The organism is Streptomyces sp. NBC_00028, from assembly GCF_045041065.1.
Lineage (GTDB): Bacteria > Actinomycetota > Actinomycetes > Streptomycetales > Streptomycetaceae > Streptomyces.
In genome coordinates, this window is record NZ_CP108293.1 from 4,559,917 (window position 1) to 4,575,537 (window position 15,621).

A 15,621-nucleotide genomic window follows, 5' to 3' on the forward strand; every position below is an offset into this window, starting at 1 on the left:
CATGAGACGAATTTCCCTGATGCCGATCGCGGCGCTGACGGCAGCGTGCGGGCTCGCGCTCGCGGGCTGCGGCACCGAGCGGGCGGCGGACGCGTCCGCGCGGACCGAGGTCGACCGGGTCCAGCCGGGCTCCTCCGCCTCTCCCACGCCCCGGTCCGACCCGGCCGACGACGAGTCCGGCGACTCCGAGTTCCTCGCGTTCATGATGCTCCTCAACACGGTCGCCGAGCCGTGCCTGCCGGAGCTTCCGACCGCGGTGCCCCCGGAGGAGTCGGAAGCCATGGAAGAGATCCCTTCCGATGCGCCCCTCCCCGACGAACTGCCCCTCCCCGACGAGCCGCCGCCCACGAGCGAGCCGCGCGACCCCGAGGAGGCCTTCCAGGAGATCGAGCTGAGCTCCGTCGAGAAGTGCGACGCCGACCAGCACGCCGGTCGCATCACGAAGGCTCTCGCCGCCGGCCCCGCCGACCCGGCGCCGGGAGACGTCGCCACGGTCCTGCGCGGCCTCGGCTATCTCGACGAGCGCATCGACGGCCCGCAACGCGCGCGTGATGGCGTCGAGTTCACGCTCGACCTGCGGGTGATGGGCGGCTCGCTGTGCCTGTCCGGCACCACCAACGGCACGAAGACCACGATCGAACCGTACGGCGCCGACGTGGAGGTCGACTGCACGCAGGTGCGGAGGTGAGGCACCTCTTCGCGGGGGTGAGGGAGCGCGGAAACTGAGCCCTGGCGGACGTTGTCAGTGCGGGCGGCTACGGTTTCGTCATGGCTGCCCGTACGAAGACCGCCAAGGACCGCCCCGCCTTCCGCTGCACGGAGTGCGGCTGGCAGACGGCGAAGTGGCTCGGCCGCTGCCCCGAATGCCAGGCATGGGGCACGGTCGAGGAGTACGGCGCGCCCGCGGTGCGTACGACGGCACCCGGCCGCGTCACCACCTCCGCCGTGCCCATCGGCCAGGTCGACGGCCGTCAGGCCACCGCCCGCTCCACCGGCGTACCCGAGCTGGACCGGGTGCTCGGCGGCGGCCTGGTCCCCGGCGCGGTCGTGCTGCTGGCGGGCGAGCCCGGAGTCGGCAAGTCCACGCTCCTCCTCGACGTGGCGGCCAAGTCGGCGAGCGACGAGCACCGCACCTTGTACGTCACCGGCGAGGAGTCGGCCAGCCAGGTCCGCCTACGCGCCGACCGCATCAAGGCCATCGACGACCATCTGTACCTCGCCGCGGAGACCGACCTGGCCGCCGTCCTCGGCCACTTGGACGCGGTGAAGCCGTCCCTGCTCATCCTGGACTCCGTACAGACGGTGGCCTCACCGGAGATCGACGGCGCCCCCGGCGGCATGGCCCAGGTGCGCGAGGTGGCGGGCGCGCTCATCCGGGCCTCCAAGGACCGCGGCATGTCCACGCTCCTGGTGGGCCATGTCACGAAGGACGGCGCGATCGCGGGCCCGCGCCTGCTGGAGCACCTGGTGGACGTGGTGCTCTCCTTCGAGGGCGACCGGCACGCGCGCCTGCGCCTGGTCCGGGGCGTCAAGAACCGGTACGGCGCGACGGACGAGGTCGGCTGCTTCGAACTGCACGACGAGGGCATTACCGGCCTTGCCGACCCAAGCGGACTTTTCCTGACCCGTCGTGACGAACCGGTCCCCGGCACCTGTCTGACGGTCACCCTGGAAGGCCGCCGCCCCCTGGTGGCCGAGGTCCAGGCGCTGACGGTCGACTCACAGATCCCCTCCCCCAGGCGCACCACCTCCGGTCTGGAGACCTCCCGCGTCTCGATGATGCTGGCCGTCCTGGAGCAGCGGGGCCGGATCAGCGCCCTCGGCAAGCGGGACATCTACTCCGCGACGGTCGGCGGGGTGAAGCTCTCGGAGCCCGCCGCGGACCTGGCCATCGCCCTCGCGCTGGCCTCCGCGGCGAGCGACACCCCGCTGCCCAAGAACCTCGTCGCGATCGGTGAAGTGGGCCTCGCGGGCGAGGTCAGACGGGTCACGGGCGTCCAGCGCCGCCTGGCCGAGGCGCACCGTCTGGGCTTCACCCACGCACTCGTGCCGGGCGACCCCGGCAAGATCCCTCCCGGCATGAAGGTCCTGGAAGTCGCCGACATAGGAGACGCCCTGAGAGTCCTTCCGCGCTCGCGTCGGCGAGAGGCCCCACAGGACGCGGAGGAGCGCCGGTAGACTTTGCCCTGGTCTCGCCCGTCCGTACGAACCGAATGTGCGAAGCGGGGGCACCAGAAGAACCTGCGACCGGAGGAGTGCAGTGGCAGCCAACGACCGGGCAGCAGCTCCCGGAAAGTCCGGCGGGAGCTCCGGTGCCGATGGCCTGATGCGCGCCTCACTGAGCGCCGTGGCACCCGGCACGGCCCTGCGCGACGGCCTGGAGCGGATTCTCCGCGGCAACACGGGCGGGCTCATCGTGCTCGGATTCGACAAGACGGTGGAGCCGATGTGCACGGGCGGTTTCGTCCTGGACGTCGAGTTCACGGCCACGCGCCTGCGTGAGCTGTGCAAGCTGGACGGCGGCATCGTGCTCTCCACGGACGGCTCGAAGATCCTGCGGGCCGGCGTCCAGCTGGTCCCGGACCCGACGATCCCGACGGAGGAGACGGGCACCCGCCACCGCACGGCGGACCGTGTCTCCAAGCAGGTCGGCTTCCCGGTCGTCTCGGTCTCCCAGTCGATGCGTCTGATCGCCCTCTACGTCGACGGCCAGCGCCGCGTCCTGGAGGACTCCGCGGCGATCCTGTCCCGCGCGAACCAGGCCCTGGCGACCCTGGAGCGCTACAAGCTCCGCCTGGACGAGGTCGCGGGCACGCTGTCGGCGCTGGAGATCGAGGACCTGGTCACGGTCAGGGACGTCTCGGCGGTGGCCCAGCGTCTGGAGATGGTCCGCCGGATCGCCACGGAGATCGCCGAGTACGTCGTCGAACTCGGCACCGACGGCCGCCTCCTGGCCCTCCAGCTCGACGAGCTGATCGCGGGCGTCGAGCCGGAACGTGAGCTGGTCGTCCGGGACTACGTCCCCGAGCCCACCGCCAAGCGCTCCCGCACGGTGGAAGAGGCCCTGTACGAACTCGACGCCCTCACCCACGCGGAGCTGCTCGAACTCCAGACGGTGGCAAGGGCGTTGGGCTACACGGGTTCACCGGAGGCGTTGGACTCGGCGGTGTCCCCGCGGGGCTTCCGCCTCCTGGCCAAGGTCCCCCGTCTCCCCGGCGCGATCATCGACCGCCTGGTGGAGCATTTCGGCGGCCTGCAGAAGCTCCTCGCGGCAAGCGTGGACGACTTGCAGACGGTCGACGGGGTCGGCGAGGCGAGGGCGAGGAGCGTCCGCGAGGGCCTGTCGAGGCTGGCGGAGAGCTCGATCCTGGAACGGTACGTGTAACAACCGAGCGCGCCCGCCCCTCAGTCGCTCTCCAGCACGAACGACGTCTGCACCTTCGCGAAGCCGGGCGCGGCCAGCTCCACCAGATACGTCCCTGCTCCCGCCACCCCCGCCGGCGGCGTCGCGCACTGCGGCGCGCTCGGCTTGCGGTCCCACTTCACGGTGTACGTGATGCTGCTGCCGGCCGGCGCCCGGAACACCAGGCTCCCCGCGGTCTTCGGGCAGTCGGCGGACGACCAGTAGTCGTCGTCCTCCGCGGCCTGAGTGATCGTCAACACCGCGCTCTTCGGCCCGAGATCGACCTTGCAGTCGCCGCCGGAGGTGTTCGCCGCGGTCACCAGCAGGGTGGGCGTCTCACCGGGCTCGTACCCGTTGTGGAGGCTGCGTACGGTCAACTTCACCGCGCCCGGCGTGCAGTTGGGCAGGGTGGAGCCCGCAGGCACCGTGTCGTTCTGACCGACACCGCTGCCCGCACCGCCGCCGGCCGCGCCGCCCGTGTCGCCTGAACCGGAGCCGCCGGACGCGCCGGAACCCGCCGTCGACCCGGAGCCGTCACCGGACGCGTCGCCGGACCCCGATCCACCGGAGTCGCCGCCACCGCTCGACTCGTCGCGCCCGCCCGGGGCTTGGCTGATCGCCGGCCCGGAACTCGTCGGCCCGGGGGTGATGGAGGTCGCGGGATTCTTGCCGTTGGTCCCGTCGGCGCCGTTCTTGCCACCACCGCCGCCCGAGGTCACCACCCACGCGATCAGCAGCGCCAACAGGGCCAATACAGACAGCAGTACGGCCCTCCGACGCCAGTAGATGGTGGAGGGAAGCGGCCCGACCGGATTGCGCAGAGATCCCACGGCGCAAACTGTACGAGAGATCGGCGCCTCCGCTGCCCCTACCCGCCGCGGGAGATCACAACTTTTCCGGATCATCGTTCCGGACGCGGGTGTTCCCCCTTGCCTTTCGCCGGGTGCGGCCGGGCCTCAGGGGTGGCGGTGCCCCCGCACCCCCTCCCCCGCATGGCAGGATCGGAAGGCCATGACTGCGCCCATCACCACACCCCCCGCCCCCTCCGAAGCCGAAGCCGAAGCCGCCGCCGACGCCCCCGCCGGAGAGCATCTGCACGCCCCCGTCATCGACTGGTTCGACGAGCACGCCCGTGATCTGCCCTGGCGGCGCCCCGAGGCCGGGCCGTGGGGGGTGATGGTCAGCGAGTTCATGCTTCAGCAGACGCCGGTCAGCCGCGTCCTGCCGGTCTACGAACAGTGGGTGGCCCGCTGGCCGCGCCCCGCCGGCCTCGCCCAGGAGGCGCCCGGCGAGGCCGTACGCGCCTGGGGCCGGCTCGGCTATCCGCGGCGCGCGCTGCGTCTGCACGGCGCCGCCGTCGCGATAACGGAACGGCACGGCGGCGACGTACCCACCGACCACGCCCAGCTGCTCGCGCTGCCCGGCATCGGCGAGTACACGGCGGCGGCCGTCGCCTCCTTCGCCTACGGGCAGCGGCACGCGGTCCTCGACACCAACGTCCGGCGGGTCTTCGCGCGGGCCGTCACCGGAGTGCAGTACCCGCCGAACGCCACCACCGCGGCCGAACGCAAGCTGGCCCGCGCCCTGTTGCCGGCGGACGAGCCCACCGCGTCCCGCTGGGCCGCCGCCTCCATGGAGCTCGGCGCGCTGGTGTGCACCGCCAAGAACGAGTCCTGCCACCGCTGCCCGATCGCCGCGCAGTGCGCCTGGCGGCTCGCGGGCAAGCCCGAGCACGACGGTCCGCCGCGGCGCGGACAGACGTACGCCGGTACCGACCGCCAGGTGCGCGGCAAGTTGCTGGCGGTCCTGCGCGAGGCGCACGCGCCCGTGCCGCAGGCCGCGCTCGACCGGGTCTGGCACGAGCCGGTGCAGCGCGCCCGGGCCCTGGACGGGCTCGTCGCGGACGGGCTCGTGGAGCCGCTGTCGGGCGGTTTGTATCGGCTGCCGTTGACGTAACGCCGCACAGACACCGCCCCAAATCCCCCCAAACCGGCGCCATTCGCTGCGCCGGTTTACCCCTTTCCTGCTTCCGTTACACAACCGACGGACAGCCGAGGGCTAGCCGCGCGCTGCTCCGCACAGCCCCGTGACAACCGCTCCGTAGCTTCATTGGCGTACCGCAGGACGGCGGCACACAGGCAATGAGGAACCGGCGGCAGGCAAGTCGGAAACGGGGATGGAGGCGGTCGATCATGGCGCAGGGAGAGGTGCTCGAGTTCGAGGAGTACGTCCGCACCCGGCAGGACGCGTTGCTGCGCAGCGCCCGTCGCCTGGTCCCGGACCCGATCGACGCGCAGGACCTGCTGCAGACGGCGCTGGCACGGACGTACGGCCGCTGGGAGACCATCGAGGACAAGCGGCTCGCGGACGCCTATCTGCGCCGGGTCATGATCAACACCCGGACCGAGTGGTGGCGGGCCCGCAAGCTGGAGGAGGTGCCGACCGAGCAGCTCCCGGACGCCTCGGTCGACGACGCCACCGAGCAGCACGCGGACCGCGCCCTGCTGATGGACATCATGAAGGTGCTCGCCCCCAAGCAGCGTTCCGTGGTCGTCCTGCGACACTGGGAGCAGATGTCCACAGAGGAGACGGCCGCCGCCCTCGGCATGTCGGCCGGAACGGTCAAGAGCACGCTGCACCGGGCCCTCGCCCGGCTCCGCGAGGAGCTGGAGAGCCGCGATCTGGACGCACGCGCGCTGGAGCGTGAGGAGCGGGAGCGTTGCACGGCGGCCTGACCGACAGGGCCCGCGGCGCCGACGGGACATTCGGCGCCGACCCCGACCCCGTACCGGGGCGGGGCGCTTTCCAGGCGGCGATGACGGCGGTGGCCGTACTCGCCGCCCTTGCCCTTTTCGTCTCCGCCTGCGCCACCGGCGGCACCGGCACGCGCGACGAGGGCCCGGCCCATGTCGAGACCTCGGCCGGCTCGGAGATGGCGGCGGGCACCGCACCCTCGGCGAAGGCCTCGTACTCCGGCAATCTGACCAAGACGGAGGCCGCCCAGCTGCTCAAGGACGACCCCGCGGTCTCGGCGGAGGTCAAGAACGACCTCCAGCCCTGCACCGGCGACGACCCGCCCGTCGACGTGACCTCCGGGGACCTGACCGGCGGCACCGCGCGTGACGTCGTGGTCAACGTGCTGACCTGCGGCGACATCATCGGCATAGGGGCGTACGTGTATCGCCTTCAGGACGGCGCGTACGAGAATGTGTTCAAGGCCGAGGAGCCCCCGGTCTACGCGCAGATCGACCGCGGCGACCTGGTGGTGGACAAGCAGGTGTACGAGAAGGGCGACGCGGTGGCGGCACCCTCCGGCGAGTACGTGTTCATCTACCACTGGTCGGCAGGCCGGTTCGTCAAGCGCTGGGACCAGTACAGCGAGTACGGCGAGACGTCCGACGGGCCCTCCGAGGACACGCCCAGTCCGGTGCCGACGACCTGAATTTCGAAAAACGCTCCGGATCCCGTGAACCGATCGGGCCCTCCGGAACGATCACCTTGCAGGACCGAAGCAGACGACGCAGACGACACAGACGACCCAAGACCGAATCAGACGACCAAGGACAGAGAGCAGCGGGATGGCAGACCAGACTCACGTGCTGTTCGTCGAGGACGACGACGTCATCCGCGAGGCCACCCAGCTCGCCCTGGAGCGGGACGGCTTCGCGGTCACCGCTATGCCCGACGGCCTGTCGGGCCTGGAGGCGTTCCGGGCGAACCGCCCTGACATCGCCCTGCTGGACGTCATGGTCCCGGGCCTGGACGGTGTCAGCCTGTGCCGGCGCATCCGGGACGAGTCGACCGTGCCGGTGATCATGCTGTCGGCGCGCGCGGACTCCATCGATGTCGTGCTGGGCCTGGAGGCGGGAGCCGACGACTATGTGACGAAGCCGTTCGACGGCGCCGTGCTGGTCGCCCGGATCCGCGCGGTACTGCGCCGCTTCGGACACGCGGGCGGTGGTGACCGGGGTGAGGAGTCCGCGTCGGCGGCGGACGGCGGGGTGCTGACGTTCGGCGAGCTGGAGATCGACACCGAGGGCATGGAGGTGCGCCGGTCCGGCGAGCCGGTGGCGCTCACTCCGACCGAGATGCGCCTGCTCCTGGAGTTCTCCTCCGCGCCGGGCACGGTCCTGTCCCGTGACAAGCTCCTGGAGCGCGTGTGGGACTACGGGTGGGGTGGTGACACGCGCGTGGTGGACGTCCATGTGCAGCGACTGCGGACGAAGATCGGCCAGGACCGCATCGAGACGGTCCGTGGCTTCGGCTACAAGTTGAAGGCCTGAGCGGGGCGGACATGCGGGGGACATTTCAGCGCCTGGTTCCGGCGCGGCTGGAGCGTACGGGCATTCGTACGGGACTGCGGTGGAAGCTCAGCGCCGCCATCGCGTTCGTCGGCGCACTCGTCGCGATCGCGCTGAGCCTGGTCGTGCACAACGCGGCCCGGGTCTCGATGCTGGACAACGCCCGCGATCTCGCGGACGAGCGCATCCAGATCGCCCAGCGCAACTACGACCAGTACAAACGACCGAACCCGTTCCCCAACGTCAAGATCAACGACTCGGCGCTGCCGGCGCAGCTGCGGGAGAAGGTCGAGCACGGGCGCCGGGCCACCTATGTGACCGACCGGCCGGGCGGGGAGCCGGACATCTGGGCCGCCGTACCGGCCGCCGACGGAAACGTGCTCTCCCTGCACACCACGTTCACCGACCGCAGCACCGACATCCTCAACGACCTCGACCAGGCCCTGGTCATCGGCTCCATCGCGGTGGTCCTCGGCGGCAGCGCCCTCGGTGTCCTCATCGGCGGCCGCCTGTCGAGCCGGCTGCGCAAGGCGGCGACCGCCGCGGGACAGGTCGCTAGCGGCGAGACGGACGTCCGGGTGCGGGACGCCATCGGCGGTGTCGTACGGGACGAGACCGACGACCTGGCGAGCGCGGTCGACGCGATGACGGACGCGCTCCAGCAGCGCATCGAGGCCGAGCGCCGGGTCACCGCCGACATCGCGCACGAACTGCGCACCCCGGTGACGGGCCTGCTGACGGCGGCCGAGCTGCTGCCGCCCGGCCGGCCCACGGAGCTGGTGCTTGACCGGGCGAAGGCGATGCGCACCCTCGTCGAGGACGTGCTGGAGGTGGCCCGCCTGGACAGCGCGTCCGAGCGGGCGGAGTTGCAGGACATCCTGCTGGGCGAGTTCGTCAGCCGGCGGGTGACGGCCAAGGACCCGGAGATCGAGGTCCGCGTGGTGCACGAGTCGATGGTCACGACCGACCCGCGGCGCCTGGAGCGCGTCCTGTTCAACCTCCTCGCCAACGCCGCGCGGCACGGCAAGCCGCCGATCGAGGTCACCGTCGAGGGCCGCGTCATACGCGTCCGCGACCATGGCCCGGGCTTCCCCGAGGACCTCCTCGCCGAGGGCCCGAGCCGGTTCCGCACGGGCAGCGCGGACCGCGCGGGGCACGGCCACGGCCTCGGTCTGACCATCGCCGCGGGCCAGGCCCGGGTGCTGGGCGCCCGGCTCACCTTCCGCAACATCAGACCGGCGGGCGCGCCGGAAGGGGTGCGGGCGGAGGGTGCGGTGGCGGTGCTGTGGCTGCCGGAGCATGCGCCGACGAACACGGGGAGCTATCCGATGATGCCGTGAGGTTGCGCGCATCACTGCCGGGTGGGGCCGCCGTCACGGAGGTTCGCCTTGATGCCGTACGGCATGCGGAAGGCCCCCGGGGCGGACACCGCCGGGGGCCTTCAGCTCATCCGCGCTTACGCGTTACTGCGTCAGATGTCGACTGCTCTACTGCTCAGTCGCGCGCCGACGGTCAGACGGCCTCGACCATCTGTGTCGGAGCCGCGGGGGCCTCCGCGTCCGTCTTCGGTCCCGCTCCCTTCAGCGGCACCTCCTTGACGAACACGGCCGCCACCAGCGCGACCACCGCGACGACGGACCCGAGCAGGAACGCCGAGTGCGTGCCGGAGGAGACCGCGTGCTGGTACGCCTCGCGCAGCGCGACCGGCAGCTTGGCCAGGCTCGCCGCGTCCAGCTGGGCGGACTGCTCGGTCATCTTGGCTCCGGCCGAACCGCCGCGCTCGGCCATGACGTCCTGGACCCGGTTGTTGAACAGGGCGCCCATGATGGCGACGCCGAACGACGAGCCGAGGGTCCGGAAGAGCGTGGTGGACGACGAGGCGACGCCCATGTCCTTCATCTCGACGCTGTTCTGCGCGACCAGCATGGTGATCTGCATCAGACAGCCCATGCCGAGCCCGACGACGGCCATGAACACACCGGAGGTGACGCGTGAGGTGCCGGTGTCCATCAGCGACAGCAGGTACAGGCCGACGACCATCAGCACACTGCCGAGGACGGGGAAGACATAGTACCGCCCGCTGTTGGTGGTCACACGCCCCGCCACCATCGAGGTCACCAGCATGGCGCCGAGCATCGGCAGCAGCAGCAGACCGGAGTTGGTCGCGGAGGCGCCCTGGACGGACTGCTGGTAGAGCGGCAGATAGAGCGTCGCGCCGAACATCACGAAGCCGGTGACGAAGCCGATGAGCGACATCAGCGTGAAGTTGCGGCTGCGGAAGATGTGCAGCGGCACGACCGGCTCGGCGGCCTTGGTCTGCCAGAACACGAACCCGATCAGCGAGGCCACGCCGATGCCGATGAGCTCCATGATCCGCGCGGAGGTCCAGGCGTACTCGGTCCCGCCCCATGTGGTGACCAGCACGATCGAGGTGATGCCGACGGTCAGCAGCACGACACCGAGGTAGTCGATGCGCGCCTTGGCCCGCTTCTTCGGCAGGTGCAGTACGGCGCTGATCGCGGCCAGCGCGACGACACCGAGCGGCAGGTTGATGTAGAAGGACCAGCGCCAGCCCCAGTTGTCGGTGATGGTGCCGCCGACCAGCGGTCCGCCGATCATCGCGAGCGCCATGACGCCGGCCATCATGCCCTGGTACTTACCGCGCTCGCGCGGCGGAATGAGGTCACCGATGATCGCCATGACACCGACCATCAGACCACCGGCGCCGAGGCCCTGAACGGCCCGGAACCCGATGAGCTGCGGCATGTCCTGTGCCATACCGCTGAGCGCGGAGCCGATCAGGAAGATCACGATCGACGACATGAAGGCGCCCTTGCGCCCGTACATGTCACCGAGCTTGCCCCACACGGGTGTGGAGGCCGCGGTCGCCAGCGTGTAAGCCGTCACGACCCAGGCCAGATGTTCGAGTCCGCCCAGATCGCCGACGATCGTCGGCATCGCGGTGCCCACGATCATGTTGTCGAGCATCGCGAGCATCATCGTGATCATCAGGGCGAGCAGGACGACCCGCACGCTCCGGGGTTGCTTGTCCTCTACTTCTTCTTGCGTGTCCGTCGCGTCCGCCGTGTCCGCCATGCTTTCCACTCCCCCAGCTACTTACTTGCCGCCCGGCAAGTTGACTACACTGGGGAAAGTAGACCCCCAACTAGCCGGGCGTCAAGTAAGTTTTGGTCAAAGCCAAGGGCTTCACGAAGAATGGGCGGCACCATGGACGGCACCAGGCAGCGGCGCCGCGGGAACACCCGCCAGCGCATCCAGGACGTGGCCCTCGAACTCTTCGCCGAGCAGGGCTACGAGAAGACGTCGCTGCGCGAGATCGCAGAGCGCCTGGAGGTCACGAAGGCGGCGCTGTACTACCACTTCAAGACCAAGGAAGAGATCCTGGCCAGCATCTTCGACGATCTGACCCAGCCGATCCTCGACCTGATCGAGTGGGGCAAGGCGCAGCCGCACACCCTGGAGACCAAGCAGGAGATCGTACGGCGCTACAGCGACATCCTCGCCGACGCCGCCCCCCTGTTCCGCTTCATGCAGGAGAACCAGGGGACGGTACGGGAACTACGGGTCGGCGAGGACTTCAAGGGGCGCATGCAGGGCCTGCGGGACATCATGATCGACCCGAAGGCGGACCTGGTCGACCAGGTCCGCTACGTCAGCGCGATCTTCACCCTGCACGCCGGGATGTTCTTCCTCCAGGACATCGACGGCGACCAGGAGGCCAAGCGCAAGGCGGTCCTTCAGGTGGCGTCGGAACTGGTGACCCAGGCCCACCACGGCTCCGACAAGGTCTAGATCGGGCCGGGATCGGGCAAGGGATCCGGCTTAGACCGTCACGCCCTTGGAGCGCAGGAAGGCGACCGGGTCGACGGCCGAGCCGTAGTTGGCGGTCGTGCGGATCTCGAAGTGCAGGTGCGGCCCGCTGGAGTTGCCGGTGTTGCCGGACAGGGCGATGCGCTGGCCGGTCTTGACGACCTGGCCGACCTTGACCTCGATGCGCGAGAGATGGGCGTACTGCGAGTAGAGCCGGTTGCCGTGCTTGATGACGATGGCGTTGCCGTACGCGGAGCCGTCACCGGCGCCGTTGCCGCCGGCCTTGACGACGGTGCCGCCGTGCGCGGCGAAGACCTTGGTGCCGCTGGACACCGCGAAGTCCTGGCCGCTGTGGGTGGACTGCCACATGCCGCCGGCCTGCGCGAAGCTGGCGCTCAGCGTGTACTTCTTCACCGGGTCGATCCAGGAAGCCGAGCTCCCCGCCGCGGACGCGACCCCGGTTCCCAGCACGGCCGTGGCACCCAGACCGGCGGCCACCACGGCCACGCGGGTGCGGAGCGCGGACGTACGGGAAGAACGGGAAGAGTTGCGCGAGAACATCGGAACCTCATGGGGACGGGGACAGAAAAACCACCCGGCGCACAGGCATCCGCCGGATGGGGCATCCCTTGGTAACCCCGACCTCGCGGAACGCCCAAACCGCTGATCTACGACGGAAGCTAGTACTTCATCTGAAAACTTCCGCATCCTTGACAGAGCGCGCACTAGGGACGAATCCACCCAGGAGTGCGCAATGCACTCAGGGGTTCCAGAACAAATGTCCTTTTTGCCCGTATCGGGCTTACTGCTATGCGGCTTAGTAACGGACAAATCGCCTGTGCGGCATGTCACCGGGTGTGGAGATCCAGGGACGCGGGGATGTGACGGGGGCTACGCTGCGGGGTCTCTGCGAGGGCGCACGGGGACTCAGGGGGAGGCCGGGTGGAACTCAGGGCCGTCGCGACGGAGGAACTTGCTACGCGGACCGCCGCCTCTGTCGGCCGCCTGGTCGATGAGACGTTGAGGTCACCTGGCGGTCCACCGTTTCCGCCCGAGGAGCGAGCGCCGGTCACCAAAATTCTTCTGGTGCGACTGGTCCACCTGGCAGACGTCGACATGAATGCGCTGACGGCACTGCGCCCGGGGTATCGCGACATCGCCCGGCAACTGCGCCGTAAAGCAGGACACGATCCGAGCCTCTCCGCCGAGGCCGCGTCCTTCGTGGACCTGGTCACCGACTGGCTCTGCCTCCAGTTCACCACCCTCCTGTCCCAACCCTCCGCCCTCGCGCCCCGCGACTGGTCGCAGCTCTTGGCCGAACTCATCGCCAAACTGGATGAATTGACCCACAGCAGCGGCCTCCCGGACCTCCACGACGCCAGATTCCACCGCGACTACCTCGCCTACGTCGCCAAACGCCACGGCCAATTGACCATCTACGGCGTGGACCTGGTGAATTCCCCCTCCAAGTGGCCGCTGGAAGTCGCCTATCTGAGCCTTGAGGTCTCGGCACCGAAAACCGACTGGCTCCTCACGACGAACGAGTTGACCGTGGGCGTCGACGGCCACCGGCCCCTCGCCCCCCTCCCCGCCGACCAGGTCCTCGCCCACCACGACCGCGTCCTCCTGCGCGGCGTCGCCGGCTCCGGCAAGACCACCCTCGTGCAGTGGCTGGCCGTCTCCGCAACCCGGGCCGACCCGGACGGCGCGATGTCCCACCTCTACGGCCGCGTCCCGCTGGTCATGCCCCTGCGTACCCTCACCCGGCACGGCGAGCCGCTCCCCGCCCCCGACGGCTTCCTCAGGGCCTCGGGGTGCCCGTTGGCCGAGACGCAGCCCGAGGGCTGGACCGACCGAGTGCTCGCGCAGGGCCGCGGCCTCGTCCTGATCGACGGCATCGACGAGATCCCGGAGGCAGAACGCGACCGCGCCCGGACATGGCTGCGCGAACTGATCGCCGCCCACCCCGGCAACCGCTGGCTCGTGACGTCCCGCCCGAGCGCCGTCCAGGACGACTGGCTCGCCGCCGACGGCTTCACGGAACTCACCCTCTCCGCGATGAGCCCCGCGGCCGTAGCCACCTTCATCGCGCACTGGCACCGGGCGGCGGCCGCCGGGAACACCGACGAGGACGCACAACTCTCCGCCTACGAGCAGCAGTTGCTGACTGCCATCCGCAGCAAGACCGATCTCGGCCGACTCGCCACCAACCCCCTGATGTGCGGCCTGATCTGCGCCCTGCACCGCGACCGGCGCGGGTATCTCCCGCAGGGCCGCAAGGAGTTGTACGAGGCGGCGCTGGCGATGCTGCTGGCCCGCCGGGACCGCGAACGCGCGGTCCTCACCACGGGCGGCGTGGAACTGCAGCAGGAACCCCAGACCCAGCTCCTCCAGCGCCTCGCCTACTGGCTGATCCGCAACGGCCGTACGGAGATGGACCGCGACCGCGCCGAGCAGATCGTCGCCGACATCCTGCCCGCCGTACCGTCCGCCGCGGCCCTCGGCGATGCCAAGGCGGTCTTCCGGCATCTCCTCGACCGCACCGGGCTGCTCCGCGAACCCGCCCCGGACGCCGTCGACTTCATCCACCGCACCTTCCAGGACTATCTGGGCGCCCGCGCGGCCGTGGAGATCTGGGACATCGGCCTGCTGGTCGAGCACGCGGTCGACGACCAGTGGGAGGACGTGATCCGCATGGCCGTGGCCCACGCCCGGCCACGGGAACGCGCGGAGATCCTCCAGGGTCTGCTGGCGAAGGGGGACGCGTGCGAGGAGGGGCGGGAACGGAGCCGGGTGTTCCTGCTGGCGGCGGCTTGTCTGGAGCACGCGACGGAGTTGGATCCGGGCGTGCGGGGCGCGGTGGAGGAGCGGGCGGCGACGCTCGTACCGCCGCGCACCGCGCAAGCCGCGGAAGCGCTCGTGGCGGTCGGCCCGCTGGTCCTGGATCTGTTGCCGGGGCCGGAGGGTCTCGATGACGCGACCGCCCTCGCCGTGGTGACGACCGCCGCGCGCGTGGCGTCCGAGACGGCGATCCCGTATCTGGCGCAGTTCGCGCAGCACCGGTCCTGGCAGGTCCGGAGCCGGCTCGCAGAGTGCTGGGAGTCGTTCGACGCCGAGCAGTACGCAAAGGAAGTCCTCGCCCACGTCCCGCCGGACAGGGTCGTCTTCCCGGTCACCACCCCCGAGCAGCTACGGGCACTGCGTTCCCTGGGCGGTCGCCCCAGGGTCTCCTTCCGGGGATCGCTGCCGGCGCGCGAGATGGCGAAGTACGTGGCCGAGACCCAGCCGACCGTTGTCAGCATCGGCAGGAACCCGGCCCTGACCGACCTCTCCCCGCTGGCAGAAGCCGCGCGGCTGGTCGATCTGTCGCTCGGCAACTGCCCCCGCCTCGCGGACCTCGGCGATCTCCGGGGACCCGGTCTCCGGTGGCTCACCATCCAGCACCTCAGCCCCGACCTCGACCTGCGCCCCCTGGCCACCCTCGACCGGCTCCAGCTGCTCGAACTCTCCCTGCCGGAGGTGGGCACCTGGTCCATGGCGATGCTTCCGGCCCGCGCACCACTGCACAGACTCGGGCTCGGCCTGAGAACGCCCGCATCCGAGGTCGGGCTGATCGGCCTGAGCCGTTTCGAAGGGCTCAGGAACCTGACGCTGAGCCCGGCCGCCGGCCCCTCATCCGCCGCCGAGTGGTCGGAGCTGTGGAAACTCCGCGAGCTGATGACGCTCCGGCTGTCCGCGGCCTCCCTGCCGCTGTGCCCATCGGCCACCACATTTCCCAGGGTCACCCGTCTGACCCTCGACGTGAACGCGAACGAGCCGCCGAATCTCGCTTGCCTCCCCGCGCTCTTCCCCGCCCTGACCCACCTCGTCCTCGTAACCCCCTTCGCCACCCGGCCGGACTGGGATCTCAGCCCGCTCAAGGACCTGCCCGAGCTCCGGCAGATCGCCCTGCCGCACAACGATGTCCGCGTCCGAGGCCGGGCTCAGCTCCCGCACCGCGTCCAGATCAAGTAGTGCACGCCTCTTCCCACTTACCCCCCAGTAACCTTACGGTTCCCCTCGCGCCACCCACGCCAACCACCATGC

13 protein-coding genes are annotated in these 15,621 nt (G+C 70.3%); 10 read left to right on the forward strand and 3 right to left on the reverse strand.

What is annotated here, in order from left to right; all coding sequences use genetic code 11:
• Position 1: 1 nt before the first annotated feature.
• From OG885_RS20315 to disA, 3 genes are all read left to right on the forward strand, one after another.
• Positions 2-688 carry a hypothetical protein gene (locus tag OG885_RS20315; RefSeq protein ID WP_405733550.1) on the forward strand — a complete coding sequence of 229 codons (687 nt, stop codon included), beginning with the start codon at positions 2-4 and terminating at the stop codon, positions 686-688.
• Positions 689-768: 80 nt separating this feature from the next.
• Positions 769-2,178 carry a DNA repair protein RadA gene (radA, locus tag OG885_RS20320; RefSeq protein ID WP_405733553.1) on the forward strand — a complete coding sequence of 470 codons (1,410 nt, stop codon included), beginning with the start codon at positions 769-771 and terminating at the stop codon, positions 2,176-2,178.
• A gap of 82 nt (positions 2,179-2,260) precedes the next feature.
• Positions 2,261-3,385, forward strand: a complete 1,125-nt coding sequence (disA, locus tag OG885_RS20325; protein WP_399952036.1) for a DNA integrity scanning diadenylate cyclase DisA — start codon at positions 2,261-2,263, stop codon at positions 3,383-3,385.
• Positions 3,386-3,405: 20 nt separating this feature from the next.
• Here the strand turns inward: disA and OG885_RS20330 are convergent, their stop codons facing one another.
• A complete protein-coding gene (locus tag OG885_RS20330; protein WP_405733556.1) occupies positions 3,406-4,233 on the reverse strand; it encodes a hypothetical protein in 828 nt (275 codons plus the stop codon).
• Positions 4,234-4,414: 181 nt separating this feature from the next.
• Between OG885_RS20330 and OG885_RS20335 the strand changes: the two genes are divergently transcribed.
• The 5 genes from OG885_RS20335 (at position 4,415) to cseC (ending at position 9,044) form a co-directional block, all read left to right on the forward strand.
• Positions 4,415-5,359 (forward strand): A/G-specific adenine glycosylase, encoded by a 945-nt coding sequence (locus tag OG885_RS20335; protein WP_405733559.1) that lies wholly within the window; start codon positions 4,415-4,417, stop codon positions 5,357-5,359.
• A 236-nt stretch (positions 5,360-5,595) separates the two neighbouring features.
• Complete coding sequence (locus OG885_RS20340; RefSeq protein ID WP_399952043.1) at positions 5,596-6,138, forward strand: SigE family RNA polymerase sigma factor; 543 nt, start codon at positions 5,596-5,598, stop codon at positions 6,136-6,138.
• Entirely contained in the window at positions 6,123-6,845 is a 723-nt protein-coding gene (locus OG885_RS20345; protein WP_405733563.1) for a hypothetical protein, read from the forward strand. The genes OG885_RS20340 and OG885_RS20345 overlap by 16 nt, the downstream gene beginning before the upstream one ends.
• Positions 6,846-6,981: 136 nt before the next feature.
• Positions 6,982-7,686 (forward strand): two-component system response regulator CseB, encoded by a 705-nt coding sequence (cseB, locus tag OG885_RS20350; RefSeq protein WP_329336337.1) that lies wholly within the window; start codon positions 6,982-6,984, stop codon positions 7,684-7,686.
• A gap of 11 nt (positions 7,687-7,697) precedes the next feature.
• Positions 7,698-9,044 (forward strand): two-component system sensor histidine kinase CseC, encoded by a 1,347-nt coding sequence (cseC, locus tag OG885_RS20355; protein WP_405733567.1) that lies wholly within the window; start codon positions 7,698-7,700, stop codon positions 9,042-9,044.
• 172 nt (positions 9,045-9,216) lie between these two features.
• Here cseC and OG885_RS20360 read toward each other — a convergent pair whose 3' ends face one another.
• Positions 9,217-10,800: an MDR family MFS transporter gene (locus OG885_RS20360; protein ID WP_405733570.1), complete on the reverse strand. Its 1,584-nt coding sequence runs from the start codon at positions 10,798-10,800 to the stop codon at positions 9,217-9,219.
• Positions 10,801-10,920: 120 nt separating this feature from the next.
• On the opposite strand from OG885_RS20360, the gene OG885_RS20365 reads away from it, so the two are divergent.
• Positions 10,921-11,517, forward strand: coding sequence for a TetR/AcrR family transcriptional regulator (locus tag OG885_RS20365; protein WP_405733573.1), 597 nt, complete (start codon positions 10,921-10,923; stop codon positions 11,515-11,517).
• Positions 11,518-11,547: 30 nt separating this feature from the next.
• Here the strand turns inward: OG885_RS20365 and OG885_RS20370 are convergent, their stop codons facing one another.
• On the reverse strand, positions 11,548-12,096 hold the full coding sequence (locus OG885_RS20370; protein ID WP_405733575.1) for a M23 family metallopeptidase: 549 nt from the start codon (positions 12,094-12,096) through the stop codon (positions 11,548-11,550).
• Positions 12,097-12,621: 525 nt separating this feature from the next.
• On the opposite strand from OG885_RS20370, the gene OG885_RS20375 reads away from it, so the two are divergent.
• The gene (locus OG885_RS20375) at positions 12,622-15,549 is read left to right on the forward strand and encodes an NACHT domain-containing protein (RefSeq protein WP_405733578.1); all 2,928 of its coding nucleotides are present in this window, start codon (positions 12,622-12,624) and stop codon (positions 15,547-15,549) included.
• Positions 15,550-15,621: the final 72 nt, after the last annotated feature.